This window comes from Streptomyces sp. F63, from assembly GCF_018070345.1.
Taxonomy (GTDB): Bacteria; Actinomycetota; Actinomycetes; order Streptomycetales; family Streptomycetaceae; genus Streptomyces.
Map to the genome: position 1 here is coordinate 1 of NZ_JAGPXX010000042.1, position 19229 is coordinate 19229.

Consider the following 19229-nt stretch of genomic DNA (forward strand, 5'->3'; position numbering starts at 1 on the left):
GATCACGGTGATCCGGCGGCACGTCTCGCTGCCGGGTCAGCCCGTGACCCATTCCAGCATGCGCCCTTCGTGGACCGACGGACGGCACCGCGCGGCCGGCAGCCGCAGTGATTTCTCTACCGCCTCGCACAGGTCGGCCATCATCGGGGCCATGGACGGCCAGAGAAGGACGTACTCGGGGTCGCCGAACGAGATCTCGCCGATCTCTCCGCAGTGGCCCGTACGGTGGTCGACGAACAGCAGATCACCCGTGATGTCCTGGGCGAACGGAACCCACCGGGTGTGCGCGATGCGCCCGACCACTTCCTCCTCGTACCCTTCCTCGGCCGCTTCGTCCGCCATCGAGGATAGGTTCTGATGCCATTCCAGGATTCCCTCGGTGTCCAGCAGGCTGTACCCGAGGAGAAAGGCGCCGGGCTCCATGCTGGACCTGCGGGGCGTAACGCCGTTGTGTTCCGAGAGAAACGCCTTCAGTTCACTGTGGAGCGGGAAACCGATTCCGCTCTCCAGCCTGGATATATCGGCATCCGAAGCTCCCGGGCGGAGCGCGGAATAATCGCCGGGCGCGTTCCGCCGGAGCCACTCCTCGAATCGGCGCCACAGTTCCTGCATGGTGTTCATCCTGTCCCTTGTGGTTCCCGCGCACTACAGTCGAGCCGTCAGTTCCTCGTGCCACGGTAGCCTCCGGCGTCCGGCGGCCGTACTGGCGAACCCCGGTGCCGAGGAGGGCTTCCGATGCGCAGCGTGACCTACTCGATGGGCGTCTCCCTGGACGGCTACATCACCGGGCCGGACGGCCACTTCGACTGGACGGAGCCCGACGAGGAGGTCTTCCGCTTCTGGATCGACGACATCCGGGAGGTCGGCGTCCACCTGCTGGGGCGGCGGCTGTACGAGACGATGCTGTACTGGGAGACGGCCGAGGAGGATCCGTCGCTCGATGACGCCGGGCGCGAGTGGACCGCGCTCTGGAAGCCGCTCCCCAAGGTGGTGTTCTCGACCACGCTGTCCGAGGTGCGGGGCCATGCCCGGCTGGCGTCCGGCGGCCTGGCGGAGGAGATCGAGCGGTTGCGGGCCGAGCCGGGCGAGGGCGCTATCGCGATCGGCGGCGCGACGCTCGCCGCCGAGGCGGCCGAGCTGGATCTGATCGACGAGTACCGGACCGTGGTCCACCCGGTGCTGGTGGGCGGCGGTATGCCGTTCTTCCCGCGGCGCGAGCGCCGGGTGGACCTCGAACTCGCCGAGGCCCGCACCGTCGGCTCGAAGGCGGTCCACCTCCGCTACCGCGTGGTGCGTTAGCCGGCTCCTCCGCGGAGCCCGCCGGCCTCTCCGGTCCGGGCGGTGTCCGGCCTCCTGGCGCCCGCGTCGGGCGGACGTGTCACCGGTGGAGGGACGGCCCGGCGGCCGGTCGCCGCGGATTCGGCGCCCGTGGCCCGGCCGCGCGGCAGTGAGCGACCGGGCCACGGGAACGCAGGAGCTCAGGAGCACGCACGGGCGCCCGGGAGCCGGCCGGAATCAGTAGCCGTGGATCATCTTGTAGGCCACCTCGGGGAGGAACTGGCCGGCCGAGGAGCCGCCCCCGACGCCGCAGTTGCCGTCGGACTCACCCGGCGCCTTGATCCACAACAGCATCTCGGCGCCCCCGCCCAGCTGGGTGGGCGTGCCGATGCGGCGGCCCGAGGGGTTGCACCACTCGCCGTTGGAGCCGTTGCCGTTGCGGCTGGTGTCCACGACGAACGGCTTGGTGTAGCCGTAGCGGGCGCTCAGTTCACGGTTGACGGCGTCCCCGTAGGCGGTGTTCTCGCCCGTGGTGAAGTAGTTGGAGACGTTCAGCGAGAAGCCGCGGGCCTGCGGGAGGCCGGCCTCGTGCAGCCGGCGCGCCATGGTGGTCGCGTCGGTCCAGCCGGGGTTGCCGGCGTCCATGTAGACCCAGGTGTTGGGGGCCTGGCGGCTGAACGCGGAGAGGGCGCCGGTGAGCATGGCCTCGCGCTCGTCGATCTGCGCCTGGTTCATGCATCCGTAGTCCCCGAGGGAGTCCGGTTCCAGGATGACGACGGCCGGACGGCTGCCGATGCCGCCGGCGAACTGGGATATCCAGTTCGCGTAGTCGGAGGGCGAGGAGGCGCCGCCCGCGGAGTGCCCGCCGCAGTAGTCGCGGTTGTAGACGTTGTAGGCGACGAGGATCGGCAGCTTGTCCCGGCTGTCCGCGGCGCCCGCGTAGGCGCCGGTGGCGGGGCCGATGGCGCCGCTCCAGGAGCCGAACCAACGGGCCATCGGGGTGTTGGCTATCGCGCGGTCGATATCGGCTGCCCGGCCGTCGCCGGGGTTGGCGGCGACCCACTGCTTGGCGCTGGAGTCGGGGTCCACGTAGAACCCGCTGGTCATGCCGGTCGGGTCGGCGGCCTGGGCGGAGGGGGCGGCGGCGAGCGCGAGCGGCAGGGCTAACAGCGCTGCCGCCAGGGAGCGGAGTCTGCGGCGCATGTCTGGACCTCGGTTTCGTGGGGGATGCGCCGCCCGCCCGCGTCCCGGGCATGCGGCGCGCTGAAGGAAGTGCGGTGGTCCGACGGCCCCGCGCGGCGACGGCCTTCCGGCCGGCGGGCGGGGACGACCTGCGCGGGATGCGACGTCGATACTGGAAGCGCTTCCAGTCCAGAGCGCCCTCAACGCCGCATCCCGGCATGTGACCGGTATCGTTGTCCTGCCCTGTTTCCGCTGTCAAGGGCTCAGTTACGAGGATCGGCGATGCGGCCGAACGTGAAGCCTACGCGACTGGAAGCGGTCCCAGTTTTCTCTCCGCCCGGGCGTCCTCCCCCGGCCCGGCTCCCGTCCCCGAGACGGGGACGGCCGCATGCGCGAGGATGAGACCCCGTCCGGCCGACAGCGAGGGGAACGGTTCATGACAGAGGACGCGCCGCGCCGGCGGCCGACGCTGGACGAGGTGGCCGGACTCGCCGGCGTGTCCCGTTCCGTGGCCTCGCGGGCCCTCAACAACGCCCCGCACGTCAGCCGGGCCAAACGCGAGGCGGTCGAACGCGCCGTCCGGCAGCTCGGTTACGTGCCGGACCCGACCGCCCGGGCGCTGGCCACCCGGCAGACGGGGGCGGCGGCCCTGGTCGTCTCGGGAGAGGATCCCTCGATCTTCGCCGATCCGTTCTACGCCCAGGTGATCGTCGGGGCCTCGGCCGCCCTGGAGGAGGCCGACCTGCACCTGATGCTGTGTCTGGCCGCCTCCGACCGGGGCCGCAAGCGGGTGGAGGAGCTCTTCCGGTCCAGGATCGCCGACGGCGTGATGCTGATGGCGCTGCGCGAGGGCGATCCGCTGGCCCGGATGGCCGAGGGGGCCGCGGTACCCGTCGTGTTCGGCGGACGGCCGGTCGGCCCGGCACCCCGCTGGTACGTGGACGTCGACAACGCCGGCGGGGCGCGCGAGGCGGCCGAGTACCTCGTCTCGCTCGGCCGGACGCGCGTGGCCGCGCTCTGCGGGCGGCTGGACACCGAGGCCGGACGCGCCCGGTACCGCGGATACCGCGACGCCATGCTGGCGGCGGGTCTCGAGCCGTTCCCGCCGCAGGAGGGCGACTTCACCGAGCGCAGCGGGGCCGCCGCCATGGCCGCGCTGCTGGCCCAACACCCCGATGTGGACGGGGTGTTCGCCGCCAACGACCACATGGGAGTGGGAGCGCTGCGCACCTTGCGCGGGGCGGGCCGGAGGGTCCCCGAGGACGTCGCCGTGGTCGGCTTCGACGACCTGGCCGCGGCGCAGGTCTCCGATCCGCCCCTCACCACCGTGCACCAGCCCATACAGGCCCTCGGGCGGGAGATGGCGCGCATGCTCGCCGCCCTCGTGGGCGGGCAGGCCCCCACTCCGCTGCTTCTGCCCACCCGGCTGGTCGTCCGCGCCAGCGCCTGACGGCCGGGCGCCCGTCGGGGCGGCGGGGCGGCGGGGCACCTCCGTCGGATCCGCGCCCCGGTCGTGGGCCCCCTGGCGAACCTCCCGCGGCCCCACCCGCCGCCCTCACCAAGCCGGCGTCACGTGCTGGGTCGTTTTCTCAACGAGATTCATCGCCCTGCGTTGTGGAGGACGAGGGCGGTCTGGGCGATGGTGCGATCAGACCAGGGCTGAGCGTGCCGTGCCGCAGGTGCGCGAGTACGGGCCATGCCTGTCGTCCGGCGAGCAGCCGGCGCCCGACGGCGACGTGGACGGTGGCTTCCCGGCCTCGCCCGGTCCCGACCGCCGGCATCACACGGTGGCGGTTCGGCGGACCCGGCCGGCGCTGCGCGCCCAGGGCGGGCCGTCACGCTGTTCCCCCGTGGCGACGGCCCGCCCTCCCCCGTTCCCCCTGGCCGGTGTCACACCGGACCGGGGTGGGACAGACCTTAGGAAGCCCCGCGGACGGCGGGCAATGCGCACGGTGCGCAGTCGCGGGGCCGCGGCTGTTCACGGTGCACGGTCGGCGATGCGGAACGCGTGGACCAGGTCGTGGGTGCCGGGGCCCGGGGTCAGGAGGGTGCGTTCCAGGAGCTGTTCGGCGGTGCGCAGGTGGGCGCGGACGGTGGTGCGGCTGATGCCGAGGTTCCGGGCCGTGCACTGGGCATCGGTGCCGGCCTCGACCCAGGCGCGCAGGCTCCGGTGCACGGCGCGGCCCGTGCCGGACCGCAGGGGCTGGAGGAAGGCGCGGGCCCAGCTGACGGCCGCTTCGGTGGACAGCAGAGCATCGAGCGAGGACGTTGGCGGATGCCCGGCCCCGGCGCCGTCGTCGGGCGGCGGGAGGTCGGTGACCGCCAGGGCCAGGGCCAGTTCGGCGCGATCGCGGGGGTCCTGCAGATCGAGGCCGAGGGCGTCCTGGACGCGCCGCAGATGGGCGGTGACGGTGTTACGGCTGACGTCGAGCAGCCGTGCCACACCGGAGCGGGGGAAGTGCAGGGCGAGGCTGGTGATGTCGAGGGTGAGCCGGGGGGCCGCCCTGATCGGCGCCAGGAGGGCGCGGGCCCAGGCGAGGGCTTCCCGGCGAGGGAGCAGCCCGGCCAGGGGCGGCCAGCCGTGGTAGTCGGCGATCCGTTCGGGCGTGTGGCAGGCGACGGCCAGGGCGTGGCGGGCTTGCTCGTAGGCCTGCGCCGTGGCCGGCAGGGGCGCGGGGGCGCTGACGCCCAGCGCGTAGTCCGGGTTGTCCCGCACCAGCGCCCGCAGGGGCGCGGCCAGGCCGCCGTCGCCGTCGTCGGCACGGCCGGTACCGTCGCCGTCGTCGGCACGGCCGTTGCCGGCATCGTCGTCCGGGGGCAGGAGGCAGATGAGGTGCTCGTCGTAGACGGGGCAGCGCACCATCAGGCCGCGGCCGTGGTAGCCGGACTCGTCCTCGTAGGCGTCGATGATCCTGCCGCGGTGCGACGGCGGGCAGCGCAGCAGATGGACGCGCAGACGTGCGGCATCCAGCAGCGGCGGGACGGCGCCGGCCGTCATCCGGCGGGCCAGCGTCGGTTCTCCGGTCATCAGGGCCGCGAGGATTCCCAGGCGCAGCCGTGCCGCCGCCCGCTGGTGGCGGAGGGCGAAGTCGTCGGCCCGGCGGGCGCGCCGCACCACCTCGACCACGGCGCCGGCACGGGACGTCAGCGCCAGCGCCTCCCGCGTGAGCGGCCGCGGGCCGGCCACGACCAGCACCGGACGCGGCACGTGCCGTCCCAGCGCCTCGCAGCGCACGTGGACCGCGCCCGCCTGCGAGGCCGCGGCGGCCAGCCGCCCGTCGGCCAGCCGCGTCAGCACCGGCTGGAGACCGCCGAGGAGGTCCGGAGAAAACCGGGCCGTGGACGCCTCCACCGTGCCGGCGCGGTCCACCAGGGCGATCTCCGCGCCGAGTTGCCGCCCCAGCCAGTCGATGAGCCCCCGCGGATCGGGACCGGGGCCGGGGCCGGCGTCCCGGCGGGCTCGGGGTATCAGCTGACGCAGCAGCTCATCGAGTACCTGAGGTGTCGCCACGGCCATCCTCCGGCGGCTCGCCGGCCGCCTTGTCCGGGCCGGCCGGCGCGCACTCCCCCGGAACCCGTAACCCGGAGGACCGGCGGATCTCCGCGCGGTGTCCCTGAGCGACCCGGCCGGCCTGCCTGCTCATGCGCTCCGATCCTACGGGGGACTTCACCCCCGGGTGCCTCCCGCGGCCCCGCAGACGACGCCGGCCCGGCCGGGGCGGGGCTCGCCCGGCTCCCGGCGGCCGGGCCGGTCCCTCCCCGGTCCGCGGGGAACCGGGCGGAGGGGGTGGTGGCGTGTACGCGCCGGACCCGCGGACGCGGGACGACGGGCACCGGGGGCTGCTGAGTCCCGTACGAAGGCGCCGCCCGCGGTCGTCGCCAGGCCGGCACCGAGGGCGGCGGCCGGAGTTGTACCCCGATCAGTACGGCAGCCCGGCAGAAGCGGAGAGGAACGGGCACGGGACGGTGGCCGCCCGGGGCGGGGCACTGAACGGCTCGGGACTTCCGTCACGCGGCCGTCCGCCACCCTGCCCCCTCCTCCCGTCCCGCCCTGCCCCGGGGTCTTCTCCCGTCGGTCCTGCCGACGGACGCGGGCGGGGCGGGGCCGGGCGGGGCGGCCGTGCGGCACCGGTTCACGGTCGCGAGCCGCCTCGGCCGCGGCGCCGGGGGCGGCCCGGCGGGGCCTGTGCGCCCGCGATCTCGCGCCGAAGCTGATGGGTGAAGCGGCGGAGGAGTTCCTCCGTCTCCCGGTGTTCGGCCTTGCGGTCGGCCCTGCCCTCGCTGGGCCGGGCCTGCCAGACCCGGCGTGCGAGGGCAGCGGCGAGGTCGACGGTGTCCTCGGCGCACAGGAGGTAGAGGGCCGACCGCGCTTCCTGCATCCGGTCCGCCAACTCGTTGGCTCCGGGACCGTCTTCGGCCAGCTGCGTGTGACGAAGGTGGTCGAGGAGCGCCACCACGGCGGTGTTGAAGCCGATCCCGGCCCTGAGTTTCTGTTCGCGGAGCCACATGCGGTCCTGCCGGCGTGCGGTGAACCACGAACCGAACACGACTCCCATGAGGCCGATACCGGCCCCGATGGCCACGGACAGGATGTTCTCCACGGTCAGCCCCCCGGCGCACGGATGGCGCCAGGCTATCGAAGCCGTCGAGGGGCCGTGCCGCGCGGACGAGCGCTCTGGGCCGGGCACCGGGCGTCGGCCCCCCGGACGGACACCTGCCGGGTGGACGGCACCATGCCACCGGGCCCCCCGAGCTGTCAGGACAGCTCCGGGGCCCGGTGCTTCGCGGGGCCGCCCCCGGCGGACGGTGCGTCAGCCGCTCGTGGTCCAGTTGTGCCACCGGCCGTTGTAGTGGCAGTTCTGCCAGTAGTGGTAGTCGGCGTTGTTCACGTAGACGACGATGCAACGGCGCGAGGTGCCGGTGCCGTTGTGCCCCAGCATGTTGTCGGCACGGCCGTTGCCCGGCATCTCCCTCCAGCCGCCGGCGTTCTTCCATGTGTGCCAGATCGTCCGGTTCGGAGCGATCACGAAGACCTCGTCGGTCCGGCCGTCCTCGTTCCAGTCGACGTAGCCGGCCTTGAGGTCCGTGCCGCACTTTTAGTAGCCCTGGTGGCCCCAGGCCGTGACCGGGCACCGCGCCGCGGCCGACGCGGGCGCGGCGGTGGCGGCCGGCGGCGCCGTGACCGCCAGGGCCGCCAGGGCCGCCAGGGCCGCGGTCGTGGCGAGAAGCGTCCTGGTGGTGACAGTCATGAGTTCTCTCCCGTCCCCGCTCAGCACACCACGGTGCGGTCGTACCGGCCGCCGACGGTCTGGAAAAGCCGGCCGGTCCCGTTCCGCATGGACGTGCACCCGCTGTCCGACCAGTACTTGACGACGACCTTGACGCGCATGGTCTTGCCGCAGAAGTTGCGCAGGTGGACCCGGACACCGCCGTCGGGCTTGTTGGTGACGCTCGTGCGCTCGATACACGCGGGCGCGGTTCCGGCGATGGCGAGCCCGGCGGTGCCGCCCCGGCCGGCGTCGGCCCGGTCCGCGGCCGTGGCGCCGCCGGTGAGGCCGACGGTGAGAGCGGCCGCCGCCACCGTTGTGGCGACGGCTGATGTGATCCTGTTCATGGTTCCCCCTTGTCGATGGTGGCCGGAGAACGGTGCGGGTGGTGGACGTTTCCGCACCGTCCGGCTCGGCCCCACCGAGATTGCCGGCCAACCCGGAACGGCGGCCAGGGGCATCGGGCCGGCCGGGACACCGTGGGATGTCCCACGTGCTGACCTGCGAAGGCGTACGACGGAACGCCGGATCGCCGGGACGCCGGGCCGTCTGGGGACGTGGCCGAAGAGGCGTGGGCACCGGGTGAACCCGGGGCAGGAGCCTGCGCCGGGGACGACGGCGGTCCCACCATGGAGGAGGTGAAGGCCCTCGGGCCCTGACGACGCTTACGGAGCGAGCCATGCGGCGTTGGAAGGAACTGCCGGATTCGCTGGATCAGAGGGTCCGGCACCTGGTCGTCCAGCTGAGGAGATTGAAGGACCGCAGCGGGCTGAGCCTCGTCTCGCTCGCCGCCAAGACGGAGTACAGCCGGTCGTCGTGGGAACGCTGCCTGAACGGAAAGGCGCTGCCTCCACGGCACGCGGTGGAGGAACTGGCACGGATCACGGGGACGGAGCCGACCCGGCTGCTGGTCCTGCACGAGGTGGCCGAGAAGGCGTGGCAGGAGCGGTCCGCGCCCTCTCCGCCGGCCGGCGCGGAGGCCGGGGAGCGGCGCGGCCGGACCGGCGCGGCGCCGGCGGAGCCCGCCGGCGAGGAGCCCGCCGCGTCGGGCAGCGGGCGTCGGCCGGGGATCTCCAGATCCGCCGCCGTCGCCGTCGCGGCCGCCGCGCTCGCCGGGCTGTACGCGGGGCTGCTGTTGGGCACACCGTTGCGCGGTGACGCCGACGGCGATGGCGACGGCGGCGGCGAGAAGGCCGGCACGGCGCTCGGCACACCGGCCGCGCAGCCGAGCTCCCCCGCCCCGGCCACGTCCGCCGGCAACGGGCGGGGACGGTACGTCTTCGAGCCCGGCAGATCCTACCCCTGCGAGGTCCGCAGATCAGGTGGCCCGGACGGCCCCGGCCTGGTCGCGGGATACAGCACGACACGCACCGCCGTCCTCGCCGGGCCGGGCTGGGACGTCGTGGAGGCCCAGTGCCTGCTGGGTCATCACGAGATGGACCCGGGCATCGTCGACGGGGTCTACGGACAGCAGACCATCGCGGCCGTGATGCGGCTGCAGAAGAAGGCGGGGCTGCCGGCGGACGGCGTCGTGGGCCCGCACACCTGGCGGGTGCTGCGCGGATGACCACCCCCGCACCCGAGTGCGCGGCCCTGGCCGAGGGGCTCCGCGCGGTGCGGGCCCGTACGGGTCTGAGCCTGGCGGCCCTGGCCCGGCGCACCACGTACAGCAAGTCCTCCTGGGAGCGCTATCTCAACGGCAAGCTGCCTGCTCCCCGGCAGGCCGTCGAGGCGCTCTGTGCGATGGCGGGCGAGCCTCCCGGACGGCTGCTCGCGCTGTGGGAGCTGGCCGACGCCGAATGGAGCGGACGCGCCCGCTCCACCGCTCCCCCGCCGGCCGCCCCGGGGCCGGTGCCTCCGGAGGCCGCGCGGACGGCCACGCGCCCCCGCCGGCTCCGGCCGTGGTACCTGCTGGCCCTCGGCGCCGGAGCCGCCGTGACGACGGCCGCCCTGTGGCTGCCCGGCCAGACCTCCGGCCGTACGGCGGTGCCGGCCTCCCCGGTGCTGGATCCGCCCCCCGGCTGCCGGGGCGAGGCCTGCGACGGAAAGGATCCCGACGCCATGGCCTGCGGGCTGCCCGGCCGGGCCGACGCGTTCGGCCCGCCCCGCCGCACCCGCACCGGCGCGCACGTGGAGATCCGGTACAGCACGGTCTGCGCCGCGGCGTGGGGGCGGGTCTGGCACGCGCGGGTCGGGGACGCGGTCGAGATCTCGGTGCCCGGCGCGACGCCGCGCCGTGTCGTCATCCGGACCCCGGCGGACACGCGCGTCTACCGCTTCACCCCGATGCTGGGCGGCGTCCACCGCGCCGGTCTGCGCGTCTGCTTCCTCCCGGCCGGCGGAACGGCCCGCGAGTGCCACCCCGCCTGACGCGGACACGGACGGGGGTGGAGGGGGTGGACGGGGGTGGAGGGATGGCCGGCTGGCCGGGCGCCGCGGTGTATCCGGGCCGGGCTCCCGGCCTGTCGGGCGGAGGCTTTCGCCGCCGTGCGGGCCCGCTGCCGCAGCCACCGTTGTGCGGGGTCCTTGCCCGGGCGTCATGCTGCCGATGACGTCGGGGGCGGGCATGACGTGAAGTGCTGCGCATCGCCCCGGGGCAGCGGCATCCAGGAGTCGTTTCGGCAGAATGGCGACGCGTGCCGTTCGGGCGACGGCCCGCGGGGCCGCGTCACGGCAGGGCACCGTGAGGCCGGCGGGACGTGCCACGGCCGGGCCGTGGCCGACCGCCCAACGGCCGGTGGGTGCCGCCCCCAGTGCCCGCTCGCCGCCGGATGACACCGGTTCCCCCGAGCTCACCCCCGGGGGTCTCCCACCCGGCGCCGCCGCCTCCGGCGCGCTGCGCGCATCCGGTCCGTGCCGATGCGAGCCCGCCACGACGGGCGAGGAGCCGCGGCACACGCTCCGCGATGCGGCGGTCGTCCGGTCGCGGACGTGCCGCCCGGCCTCGCCGATGACGGCGGGCAGCGGGTACGACGGCACCGTGTGTTCCCGCCGGGGCACGGCTCAGACCGTGCTCGTCCCCTCGTCGGTGCCGTTGCCGCCCGCGTGCCGCAGCCGTTCGTTGTGCCAGGCGATGGCCCGTCGGATCTCCGGCTCGTGCAGGCCGGTCCGGCGGCCGAGTTCCTCCAGGGTGAGCACGGGACGGCCCGTGGTGAGGACGCAGTTGACCTTCGCCGCCCAGAGTTCCTCCGGTACGAAGGGGCGGAGCCGGTATTCCTCACGGATCTTCCCGAAGTGCTCCTCGCTGCAGGCGGTGACCCGGCGGAGACCGTCGAACCACTGGCGGCGGGGATGCGCGCAGGAGGAGTCCCGGACATAGCCGCTCACCGCCTCGTCCTCCGGGAAGGTCCGCGCGCACAGATCGCACAGTTCCAGAGGGACGGGGTCCCCGGGGCGACGGTCCTTCCTGCGCTTCCACATGCTGGCTCCAGGGTTGGCGAGACGGCGGGTCACCTCGTCGGCGGGCAGCGGCGAGCGGCCGGACCGGGCTCTCGCCGGGTCCGGCCAACGGCACTGCCGGGAGGGCCCCGGGCCGCGGCCGGCGCATCCCCGCGGCCGTCGTTGTGTGTACCCGGGTCCGGGCGGCCGAAGCAGGGCCGTCTCCGGGACCGCGTTCCGCGCCGGGGCCGGGACCGGGTCGGGGAACGGCCCGGACGCGCCGAGCCGGAGCGCGCGGTCCGTGGGGCCGGACCGGCGGGCGCCACCGGGTCGCCCGGCATGTGACGTCCCCGAGGGCTCGGCGGGGGGCCGTCGGCCTCCGAAGTGCAGGGAACGTTCGGCGGCGGGGCGTCCGCCGGCCGCCGGCTGCCGCGGCGGGTGTGCCGGACGATCACGTGCGCGGCGCTCACCGCTACCGGACACGAGGAGCCGGCGGCATTCCGGTCTCTCCCGGGGAGGTGTACCGGCCGCGTTCCGCGGTACCCGGCCGGGAATCCGTACACCGGGGTTGGAGAGGAAGAGCAACGTGCGCGCACTGACGGTCCGGCCGGGTCACAGCGGTTCGCTCGAGGTGCGGGATGTGGAGGAGCCGAAGCCGGCACCGGGTGAACTCCTGATCCGCGGTATCGCCGTGGGGGTGTGCGGCACGGACCGCGAGATCGCCGCGGGCGAGTACGGCCGGGCGCCCGCGGACCGGGACCGGCTGGTGCTGGGCCACGAATCACTGGGCCGGGTCGAGGAGGCACCGGACGGCAGCGCTTTCGCCCTGGGCGACCTGGTCGCGGGGGTGGTGCGGCGCCCGGACCCGGAACCGTGCGGCGCCTGTGCGCACGGCGAGTACGACATGTGCCGCAACGGGCGCTACCGGGAACGCGGTATCAAGGAACTGGACGGCTACGGCGCCGGCCTGTGGTGTGTGGAGGACGACTACGCCGTCGCGGTCGACGCGGATCTGGGACTTGCGGGCGTCCTGCTGGAACCGGCCAGTGTCGTCGCCAAGGCCTGGGAGCAGATCGAGCGCGTGGGGGCCAGGGCCTGGTTCGAGCCCCGGCGCGTCCTGGTGACCGGCGCCGGCCCGATCGGTCTGCTGGCCGCCCTGCTCGGGAAGCAGCGCCGGCTGGAGGTCCACGTCCTCGACCGGGTGACGGAGGGACCGAAGCCCGGGCTGGTCCGCGCTCTGGGGGCCACCTACCACAGCGGCGCGGTGGACGACGTGCTGTCGGCCGTGCGTCCGGACGTCGTCGTGGAGGCCACCGGTGCCGGACGGGTGGTGTTCGCCGCCCTGCGCGGCACCGCCTCCTACGGCGTGGTCTGCCTCACCGGGGTGTCACCCGCCGGACGCCGGCTGACCGTCGACGCCGGCTCGGTGAACCGCGACATCGTGCTGGAGAACGATGTCGTGGTGGGCTCCGTCAACGCCAATGGCCGGCACTACCGGCAGGCCGCCGACGCCCTCGCACGGGCCGACACGGCATGGCTGCACCGGCTCATCACCCGCCGTCCGCCGCTCGACCGGGCGGCCGAGGCCTTCGAGCAGCGCCCGGACGACGTCAAGGTAGTGATCACGCTGGAGGAATGACGCCACTGGCAGGTCGACACCCGGGGCGGCGATGCCCTGCCGGGCGAGGCGGGCGAGGGCGCGGCCGGTGCCGCAGCCGATCTCCAGCACGGAGCGCGGGTTCCCCCAGGAGTTCCGGGCCCGGCCCGTGACCGGCGTACTGGGTCCGGCAGAAGCCGGGCTCCGCGTCCTCCTCGAAGGCGGAGGCGGCGAAGGTGAGGCTTCCCCTCGATGCCGGGCACCCGGAGACCGGGACGTGAGCCGCCCCTCGGTGCACCAACCGCACATCACGGCCCCGCAGTTACGGCCTCAGCCATGTGCCAGCACGCGGAATTCGTTGCCGTCCGGGTCGGCCAGCACCGCATGGGAGGCGTCCGGTCCCTGGCCGACGTCGGCGTGGTGCGCGCCCAGATCGAGCGCCCGGGCCACGGTCTCCCGCTGGTCCTCCGGGGAGAGACTGGTCAGGTCGAAGTGCAGCCGGTTCTGGGCCGCCTTCCGCGCCGGGGAGGGACGGAAGCCGAGGCGGTAGCCGGCGGCGTTTCCGGACCGCACGGCGACGCCGTCGTAGGAGGCGGAATCGCCGGCGCTCTCCAGGCCGAGGAGGCCGGACCAGAAGCGGGCCAGGTGTTCGGGCTGGTGCGCGTCGAAGGATATTGCGAAGAGTCGGCTGCTCATTGCTCCACGCGTCCTCGGTCCGTTGGGTGCCGGCTGCCGGCAGGGCGCCAAGTCGGCCCCCCGCGCGAGGATATGGGCGGGCCGGTCCGGATCGCAGCCGAGTTTTCCGCGCCGCGCCACAGGATCGCCGCATGAATCCGCCCACCATCGACGCGCCGACCTCCGCTTCTCCGTCGGAAAGGGCGATCGTCCTCACCGGTCCACCGGGTGCGGGCAAGAGCACCGTGGCGGGGCGCGGCCGGAGTCGCCATGGGTGCCTGCGCCTTGGCGCCGATGGACCGGGAACGCAACGACCTGGCGGACCGGTCGTTCCGGCAGGCCGCTCGCGTGGCCGGCTGTTGCGGGGGCGGGCGGGGGCCAGCGTTTGACGCGGCTGCGGATCGCCAGACCGCCGGGACCGCCGAGCCGAGGGCAGCGGCCCCGGCCGGGCCGCCTGCGGCGGCGAGCTCACGGCGCCTGCTCAAGTCGCTTACGTCGTGCCCTTGTTCCTGGTCCGGCGTCGGATGACGGCCAGGAGCACGGCGTAGGCCAGGCAGAGGAGCGCCAGAAGGGGGAGCGCGACCAGGGCCGGATTCACCCAGGCGGGGATCAGGTCGTATTCCGCGTTGCACTTGTTGTGCAGCGGGAACCACCGCGTGTACTCCTCGAAGTTCGCACTGCGGTAGTCCCCGTCGTAGGCCTGGCCCGCTTTGGTGCAGGCCTCCGCCGGGTCCAGTGACGTGATGGGGAAGAGGAGGCCGATGAGGTAGGTGACACCGGCTCCCATCAGGAGGAGCACCGCACTCCAGGTGAGCCATGCGGGGTTGCGCCGCCATGTGCCCAGGATCAGCGGACGGCTCCAGAACCACCCTGCGGTCGTGAGGGCGCAGCAGATGAGGACAGGGATGACGGACATGGGTCAACTCTGCCGGTCCTTCAGTCCTGCCGGGACGTATTGCCGCCTGCTGCGCGGCCTTTGCCGTGGACTTCTTTGCGCTGTGGCCTCCGGTCGGCTCCTTCCCGCCCCTCACGCACGGCTGCTGCTGACGGATGCGCGGCCGGACCCTGCAACCACGATGCTCCTGGCCCCGGTTCGCCGATCACGGGCCGTGAGATCGACGGGGTGGCTTACGTCTTCCACGGCATGGCCGACGCCAGGATCGGCGTGGCCCGCCCGGACCGGCTGCCGTGAGGGCGCCGCGGCGCGCCCCGCTGCACAGCGCGGCCCGCGCGCCGCGCACCGTCCGGGTCACCGTGCCCGGCCCGGGGCGGGCGGACATCCGCGGTGACGACGGCCGGGGCCGGCGTACCGGCGCACCGCGCCCCCCGGCGGGCGGGGGTCCGTGACGGTCGCGGTCAACTTTGCGGACGCGCCCCGCACCGCGCCGGGCGGGCGGGTGCTGCCGGCGTCCTGGCGGTCCGGCCCCTTCCGCGGCGCGGGCGGCGGCGGACGGCACGCTGCGGCTGCCCCCGTACGGCGCCGTGGTCCTCGACGGCTGAGGCGTACGGCGCCCCGGTACGGAACAGCCGAGGTGTACGGCGCCGTGGCCGCGGACGGCTGACGCCACTCGGACGGTCCTCGCTCTCCCGGACGCCCCGGCTTGCCCCCGGCCCTGCCTCCCGCGTCCGCCGCGCGGGGCGGGGCGGCCCGTGCCGGGCGCTCCGCTACCGGTCGTCCCGCAGCGCGTCCGCCGGTCCGGCCGTGCAATGACGGTGCCGCGCGGGCCCGTTTCCGCAGGCGCGGACGTCCTTTTCGGTGCCGTCCCCCTGCCGCTCCGGGGTCATTATCATGGCGCGCCGAACATCACATTTCCGCAGGATTCCGACTGGTGATTGTTACCTTCTCATCTCGGTCGATGACATGAAAATTCTGGGCCATCCGGGTCATCGCCCTTCGTGTTCCTTCCAGTCAGTCCCACGGGAGTGCCCCGATGGCGTCACCGAATTCCGTAACCCAGAAGGCCGGGGAGCCGCCCGTCCCCGATTCCTCTCCGGCCTACGATTACGAGCGGTACAGCAGACTCGCGGGGCCGCTCCACGACCCGGAAAAGGGAGAAGCGCCGTACCGGGTGGCCTACCGCAGCCTGCTGGCGCAGGAGCCGCACCGGGTCCGCGCCACCCTCCTCCTCTGTGCCGCTCCCCTCGTCTCGGCGCTGCTGCTGGTCTGGCTGCTGCAGCCGGACCACTGGGTGCACCGCCCGTACGTGTCCGCCTGGGAATCGGCCGCGGACACCGCGATGCTCGTTTCGATCGGCCTCATCGAGTTCTTCCGGCTGTGCACGGTCTTCTCCAACGCCCACGCGACGCTCGTCGCCCGGGACCCCGTGCCCGTCACCCCGGAGGCCGGTACCCGGGTCGCCTTTCTGACCTCGTTCGTGCCCGGCAAGGAACCGATCGAGATGGTCACCCGGACCCTGGAGGCCGCCGTCCGCATCCGGCACCGCGGCACCGTGCACGTCTGGCTCCTCGACGAGGGCGACGACCCGGTGGCCAAGGCCGTCTGCGCCCGCCTCGGCGTCCGTCACTTCACCCGCAAGGGCGTCGAGAGGTGGAACCGGCCGGCCGGCCCGCACCGCGCCCGGACCAAGCACGGCAACTACAACGCCTGGCTGGACGCCCACGGCGGGGACTACGACTTCTTCGCCTCCGTCGACACCGACCACGTGCCGCTCCCCAACTATCTGGAACGCATGCTCGGCTTCTTCCGGGACCCCGACGTCGCCTTCGTCATCGGCCCCCAGGTGTACGGGAATTACGACACCGCCGTCACCAAGGCCGCGGAGAGCCAGCAGTTCCTCTTCCACGCGCTCATCCAGCGGGCCGGGAACGCCTACGGATCGCCCATGTTCGTCGGCACCTCCAACGCCGTCCGCATCAAGGCCATCCGGGGAATCGGCGGCCTCTACGACTCCATCACCGAGGACATGGCGACCGGTTTCGAGATCCACCGGGCCAGGAATCCGGAGACCGGCCGGAAATGGCGCTCCGTCTACACCCCCGACGTGCTCGCCGTGGGCGAGGGACCGGCCGCGTGGACGGATTTCTTCACCCAGCAGCTCCGCTGGTCGCGGGGGACGTACGAGACCATCCTGAAGCAGTTCTGGAAGGCGCCGTTCTCCCTCTCGCCGGGCCGGCTGCTCAACTACACACTGATGATCGTCTATTACCCGATGACGGCGCTCAACTGGATGCTGGCCGCGCTGAGTTGCCTGCTCTTCCTGGTGGTCGGCGCCTCCGGTCTGCACGTTCCCGCGGAGATCTGGCTGATGCTGTACAGCGACGCGGCGGCCCTGCAGATCGGCCTCTACATCTGGAACCGGCGGCACAACGTCTCGCCGCACGAGCCGGAGGGGTCCGGCGGGCTCGCCGGCATGGCGATGTCCGCCCTCTCCGCGCCCGTCTACGCCAAGTCGCTGGTGGACGCCGCGCTGCGGCGCAAGAGCTCCTTCGTGGTGACGCCCAAGGGTGATTCGGCGAGCCCCGACCGGCTCGCCACCTTCCGGATCCACCTCGGCTGGGCCCTGGTCTTCGGCGGCTCGGTGGTGGCCGCCCTCTTCCTCGGCCATCTCCACGCCGCCATAACGGCCTGGGCCCTGCTCGCCCTGACCCTGTGCCTCGCCCCCGTGCTCGTCTGGGCCGCCGGGGAACGGCGGTCGCGGGCCGCGGTCGCGGCGAAGCCCGCTGTCCCCGCCGCCCGGGCGGACTCCTCCCCCCGCCCGGCGGAGCCGGGCACCTCCCGCCGCGGCCCGGGCGGTTCCCCGGCCGCCGTCCCCGCCGCGGCCGGACCCGCGTCCGCGCCGCCACCGGCCGCCTCCCCGGCCGCGTCCACGGAGAGTGACACCCCCGCAGAGAAGGACCCGCTGTGCGCCATCTGATCAGCCCCCGCTTCCGCACCACGGCCCTCGGAGCGGCCGCCTTCCTCACCCTGGCCGGGCTCAACGCCCCCGCCGCCATCAGCTACGCCGAGCGCACCTACCACGCCTACAAGATCGAACAGCCGGAGTACAAGGCGCGGTACGGCCACTGGGACCTGCTCGGCGTCCCGGAGAAGTACCGGGTCAACGCCATCCACGCGGCCCTGCTGCACACCGGCAAGGTGCTGCTGATCGCCGGCTCCGGCAACAACGAGAAGACGTTCGAGGCGGGCACCTTCAAGACGCTGCTGTGGGACCCGGAGAAGGACACCTTCCGGCTGATCCCCACCCCCGAGGACCTGTTCTGCTCCGGCCACGCCCAGCTCCCCAGCGGCAAACTGCTGGTGGCCGGCGGCACCGCCCGCTACGAGGTGCTGGAGGGCAAGGTCGAGCGCGCGGGCGGCGGGATGCTCGTCAAGAACGAGGACCCGGACCGGAAGCACCACTTCCCCCGCGGCACCGTCTTCCGCTCCCCGGACGGCAGGGAGTACCGCACCACCCGGGCCTTCGACCTGCCCGCCGCCGGGAAGAAGAAGGGCAAGGGCGGCAAGGTCACCGTCACGGCGAGCGAGGAGCGGGTCTTCGTCGAGGCCGTGCGCAAGGGCAGGGGGCAGGTCACCCGGCGCCCCGCCCAGTACACCGTCGACGGGCTGAAGGGGGAGGACCGGCGGAACGTCTACGGCCTCGCGCAGTCGCTGACCCTGGACAAGCAGGACTACCACGGTCTCGACGTCGCCTATGAGTTCGATCCCGTGGCCGAGCGGTACCTGCCGGTCGACCCGATGGCGGAGGCCCGCTGGTACCCCACGCTGACCACCCTCAAGGACGGCAGGGTCCTCGCGGTCTCCGGCCTGGACGAGATCGGGCAGGTCGTCCCCGGAAAGAACGAGATCTTCGACCCGGAGACCCGGACCTGGTCACCCGCGCCGGAACGTTACTTCCCCACCTATCCGGCGCTCTTCCTGACCCGCGGCGGAGACCTGTTCTACTCCGGGTCCAACGCCGGTTACGGCCCCGCCGACAAGGGCCGCGCCCCCGGGCTGTGGAACCTGGAGAAGAACACCTTCCGCCCCGTGCCCGGACTGGCCGACCAGGACCAGCTGGAGACCTCCGCCTCGGTGCTGCTGCCGCCCGCCCAGGAGCAGAAGGTCATGGTGCTCGGCGGCGGGGGCGTCGGGGAGTCGCCGAAGTCCACCGCACGCACCGCCGTCGCCGATCTGGCGCGGAAGGACCCCCGCTTCACCCCGGGCCCCGACCTGCCGCAGGGCACCCGCTATCTGTCCAGCGTGCTGCTGCCGGACGACACCGTCTTCACCACCGGCGGCTCCGAGGACTACCGCGGCAAGGGCGACAGCGACATCCACAAGGCGCAGTTCTACCTCCCGGAGAAGAACACGTTCCGGCCCGCCGCGTCCCCGGTGGTGGGCCGCAACTACCACTCCGAGGCGCTGCTGCTGCCCGACGGGCGGGTGGCCACCTTCGGCTCCGACCCGCTCTACGCCGACCCGGAGAACAACCAGCCGGGCACCTTCGAGCAGCGCGTCGAGATCTTCTCCCCGCCCTATCTGCACCGGGGCGAGCGGCCGCGGATCACCGGCGGGCCGGCCGAGGCCGAGCGCGGCGGCACGGCCGTCCTCACCGTCGAGTCGGCCAGGCGCCCGGCCCGGGCCCGGCTGATGCGGCCGAGCGCCGTCACCCACACCACCGACGTCGAACAGCGTTCCGTCGAGCTCGGCCTGGAGCGGCGGCCCGGCGGCCGGCTGGCGGTGACGGTGCCGGAGGACCCGACGCTGGTGCCCCGCGGCTGGTACATGCTCTTCGTGACGGACTCCGCGGGTGTGCCCTCGAAGGCCCACTGGGTGCACGTCCGCTGACGGACCGCCCGGTCGCCGCCCCCCTCCGCCGGCGGCCGGGCCCGCGGGCCCGCCGGGTCACCGC

Annotated in this window: 17 protein-coding genes and 1 pseudogene; 7 read left to right on the forward strand and 11 right to left on the reverse strand. The window is 73.8% G+C overall.

What is annotated here, in order from left to right; translation table 11 throughout:
- Positions 1 to 36: 36 nt before the first annotated feature.
- Positions 37 to 621 carry an SMI1/KNR4 family protein gene (locus KBZ10_RS26900; protein ID WP_210990338.1) on the reverse strand — a complete coding sequence of 195 codons (585 nt, stop codon included), beginning with the start codon at positions 619 to 621 and terminating at the stop codon, positions 37 to 39.
- Positions 622 to 735: 114 nt separating this feature from the next.
- On the opposite strand from KBZ10_RS26900, the gene KBZ10_RS26905 reads away from it, so the two are divergent.
- Positions 736 to 1299 (forward strand): dihydrofolate reductase family protein, encoded by a 564-nt coding sequence (locus KBZ10_RS26905; RefSeq protein WP_210990339.1) that lies wholly within the window; start codon positions 736 to 738, stop codon positions 1297 to 1299.
- 216 nt (positions 1300 to 1515) lie between these two features.
- On the opposite strand, the gene KBZ10_RS26910 is transcribed toward KBZ10_RS26905, so the two are convergent.
- Positions 1516 to 2481 (reverse strand): glycoside hydrolase family 6 protein, encoded by a 966-nt coding sequence (locus KBZ10_RS26910; RefSeq protein ID WP_210990340.1) that lies wholly within the window; start codon positions 2479 to 2481, stop codon positions 1516 to 1518.
- Positions 2482 to 2896: 415 nt separating this feature from the next.
- Between KBZ10_RS26910 and KBZ10_RS26915 the strand changes: the two genes are divergently transcribed.
- Positions 2897 to 3910 carry a LacI family DNA-binding transcriptional regulator gene (locus tag KBZ10_RS26915; RefSeq protein ID WP_210990341.1) on the forward strand — a complete coding sequence of 338 codons (1014 nt, stop codon included), beginning with the start codon at positions 2897 to 2899 and terminating at the stop codon, positions 3908 to 3910.
- 528 nt (positions 3911 to 4438) lie between these two features.
- Here KBZ10_RS26915 and KBZ10_RS30400 read toward each other — a convergent pair.
- The 5 genes from KBZ10_RS30400 to KBZ10_RS26940 all read right to left on the reverse strand — a co-directional run bounded on the left by KBZ10_RS30400 (position 4439) and on the right by KBZ10_RS26940 (position 8074).
- A complete protein-coding gene (locus tag KBZ10_RS30400; protein WP_210990342.1) occupies positions 4439 to 5971 on the reverse strand; it encodes a helix-turn-helix domain-containing protein in 1533 nt (510 codons plus the stop codon).
- A gap of 622 nt (positions 5972 to 6593) precedes the next feature.
- A complete protein-coding gene (locus KBZ10_RS26925) occupies positions 6594 to 7061 on the reverse strand; it encodes a hypothetical protein (protein ID WP_210990343.1) in 468 nt (155 codons plus the stop codon).
- Between the two features lie 210 nt (positions 7062 to 7271).
- A complete protein-coding gene (locus KBZ10_RS26930; protein ID WP_210990344.1) occupies positions 7272 to 7487 on the reverse strand; it encodes a hypothetical protein in 216 nt (71 codons plus the stop codon).
- A gap of 69 nt (positions 7488 to 7556) precedes the next feature.
- Complete coding sequence (locus KBZ10_RS26935) at positions 7557 to 7709, reverse strand: hypothetical protein (RefSeq protein ID WP_210990345.1); 153 nt, start codon at positions 7707 to 7709, stop codon at positions 7557 to 7559.
- Positions 7710 to 7729: 20 nt separating this feature from the next.
- A complete protein-coding gene (locus tag KBZ10_RS26940) occupies positions 7730 to 8074 on the reverse strand; it encodes a hypothetical protein (protein ID WP_210990346.1) in 345 nt (114 codons plus the stop codon).
- Positions 8075 to 8406: 332 nt separating this feature from the next.
- On the opposite strand from KBZ10_RS26940, the gene KBZ10_RS26945 reads away from it, so the two are divergent.
- Entirely contained in the window at positions 8407 to 9294 is an 888-nt protein-coding gene (locus KBZ10_RS26945) for a helix-turn-helix domain-containing protein (protein WP_210990347.1), read from the forward strand.
- Positions 9291 to 10097, forward strand: a complete 807-nt coding sequence (locus KBZ10_RS26950; protein WP_210990348.1) for an XRE family transcriptional regulator — start codon at positions 9291 to 9293, stop codon at positions 10095 to 10097. Before KBZ10_RS26945 ends, KBZ10_RS26950 begins: the two co-directional genes overlap by 4 nt.
- 633 nt (positions 10098 to 10730) lie before the next feature.
- On the opposite strand, the gene KBZ10_RS26955 is transcribed toward KBZ10_RS26950, so the two are convergent.
- Positions 10731 to 11147 carry a hypothetical protein gene (locus KBZ10_RS26955; RefSeq protein ID WP_210990349.1) on the reverse strand — a complete coding sequence of 139 codons (417 nt, stop codon included), beginning with the start codon at positions 11145 to 11147 and terminating at the stop codon, positions 10731 to 10733.
- A gap of 544 nt (positions 11148 to 11691) precedes the next feature.
- Here KBZ10_RS26955 and KBZ10_RS26960 point away from each other — a divergent pair.
- On the forward strand, positions 11692 to 12744 hold the full coding sequence (locus KBZ10_RS26960) for a glucose 1-dehydrogenase (RefSeq protein WP_210990350.1): 1053 nt from the start codon (positions 11692 to 11694) through the stop codon (positions 12742 to 12744).
- A 9-nt stretch (positions 12745 to 12753) separates the two neighbouring features.
- On the opposite strand, the pseudogene KBZ10_RS29890 reads toward KBZ10_RS26960, so the two are convergent.
- From KBZ10_RS29890 to KBZ10_RS26970, 3 genes and pseudogenes are all read right to left on the reverse strand, one after another.
- A pseudogene (locus KBZ10_RS29890) lies at positions 12754 to 13000 on the reverse strand (SAM-dependent methyltransferase); the annotation flags it as partial.
- Positions 13001 to 13032: 32 nt separating this feature from the next.
- A complete protein-coding gene (locus KBZ10_RS26965) occupies positions 13033 to 13398 on the reverse strand; it encodes a VOC family protein (protein ID WP_247703051.1) in 366 nt (121 codons plus the stop codon).
- 469 nt (positions 13399 to 13867) lie between these two features.
- Complete coding sequence (locus KBZ10_RS26970) at positions 13868 to 14293, reverse strand: hypothetical protein (protein ID WP_210990351.1); 426 nt, start codon at positions 14291 to 14293, stop codon at positions 13868 to 13870.
- 1015 nt (positions 14294 to 15308) lie between these two features.
- On the opposite strand from KBZ10_RS26970, the gene KBZ10_RS26975 reads away from it, so the two are divergent.
- Positions 15309 to 17252, forward strand: coding sequence for a glycosyltransferase family 2 protein (locus KBZ10_RS26975; protein ID WP_210990352.1), 1944 nt, complete (start codon positions 15309 to 15311; stop codon positions 17250 to 17252).
- A complete protein-coding gene (locus tag KBZ10_RS26980; protein ID WP_210990353.1) occupies positions 17240 to 19165 on the forward strand; it encodes a kelch motif-containing protein in 1926 nt (641 codons plus the stop codon). The genes KBZ10_RS26975 and KBZ10_RS26980 overlap by 13 nt, the downstream gene beginning before the upstream one ends.
- Positions 19166 to 19229: the final 64 nt, after the last annotated feature.

Excerpts from the sequence above, each read along its gene's own strand:
- KBZ10_RS26900 (WP_210990338.1), bottom strand. The coding sequence starts at position 621 with ATGAACACCATGCAGGAACTGTGGCGCCGATTCGAGGAGTGGCTCCGG.
- KBZ10_RS26905 (WP_210990339.1), top strand. The coding sequence starts at position 736 with ATGCGCAGCGTGACCTACTCGATGGGCGTCTCCCTGGACGGCTACATC.
- KBZ10_RS26910 (WP_210990340.1), bottom strand. The coding sequence starts at position 2,481 with ATGCGCCGCAGACTCCGCTCCCTGGCGGCAGCGCTGTTAGCCCTGCCG.
- KBZ10_RS26915 (WP_210990341.1), top strand. The coding sequence starts at position 2,897 with ATGACAGAGGACGCGCCGCGCCGGCGGCCGACGCTGGACGAGGTGGCC.
- KBZ10_RS26935 (WP_210990345.1), bottom strand. The coding sequence starts at position 7,709 with ATGACTGTCACCACCAGGACGCTTCTCGCCACGACCGCGGCCCTGGCG.
- KBZ10_RS26940 (WP_210990346.1), bottom strand. The coding sequence starts at position 8,074 with ATGAACAGGATCACATCAGCCGTCGCCACAACGGTGGCGGCGGCCGCT.
- KBZ10_RS26945 (WP_210990347.1), top strand. The coding sequence starts at position 8,407 with ATGCGGCGTTGGAAGGAACTGCCGGATTCGCTGGATCAGAGGGTCCGG.
- KBZ10_RS26950 (WP_210990348.1), top strand. The coding sequence starts at position 9,291 with ATGACCACCCCCGCACCCGAGTGCGCGGCCCTGGCCGAGGGGCTCCGC.
- KBZ10_RS26955 (WP_210990349.1), bottom strand. The coding sequence starts at position 11,147 with ATGTGGAAGCGCAGGAAGGACCGTCGCCCCGGGGACCCCGTCCCTCTG.
- KBZ10_RS26965 (WP_247703051.1), bottom strand. The coding sequence starts at position 13,398 with ATGAGCAGCCGACTCTTCGCAATATCCTTCGACGCGCACCAGCCCGAA.
- KBZ10_RS26970 (WP_210990351.1), bottom strand. The coding sequence starts at position 14,293 with ATGTCCGTCATCCCTGTCCTCATCTGCTGCGCCCTCACGACCGCAGGG.
- KBZ10_RS26975 (WP_210990352.1), top strand. The coding sequence starts at position 15,309 with ATGGCGTCACCGAATTCCGTAACCCAGAAGGCCGGGGAGCCGCCCGTC.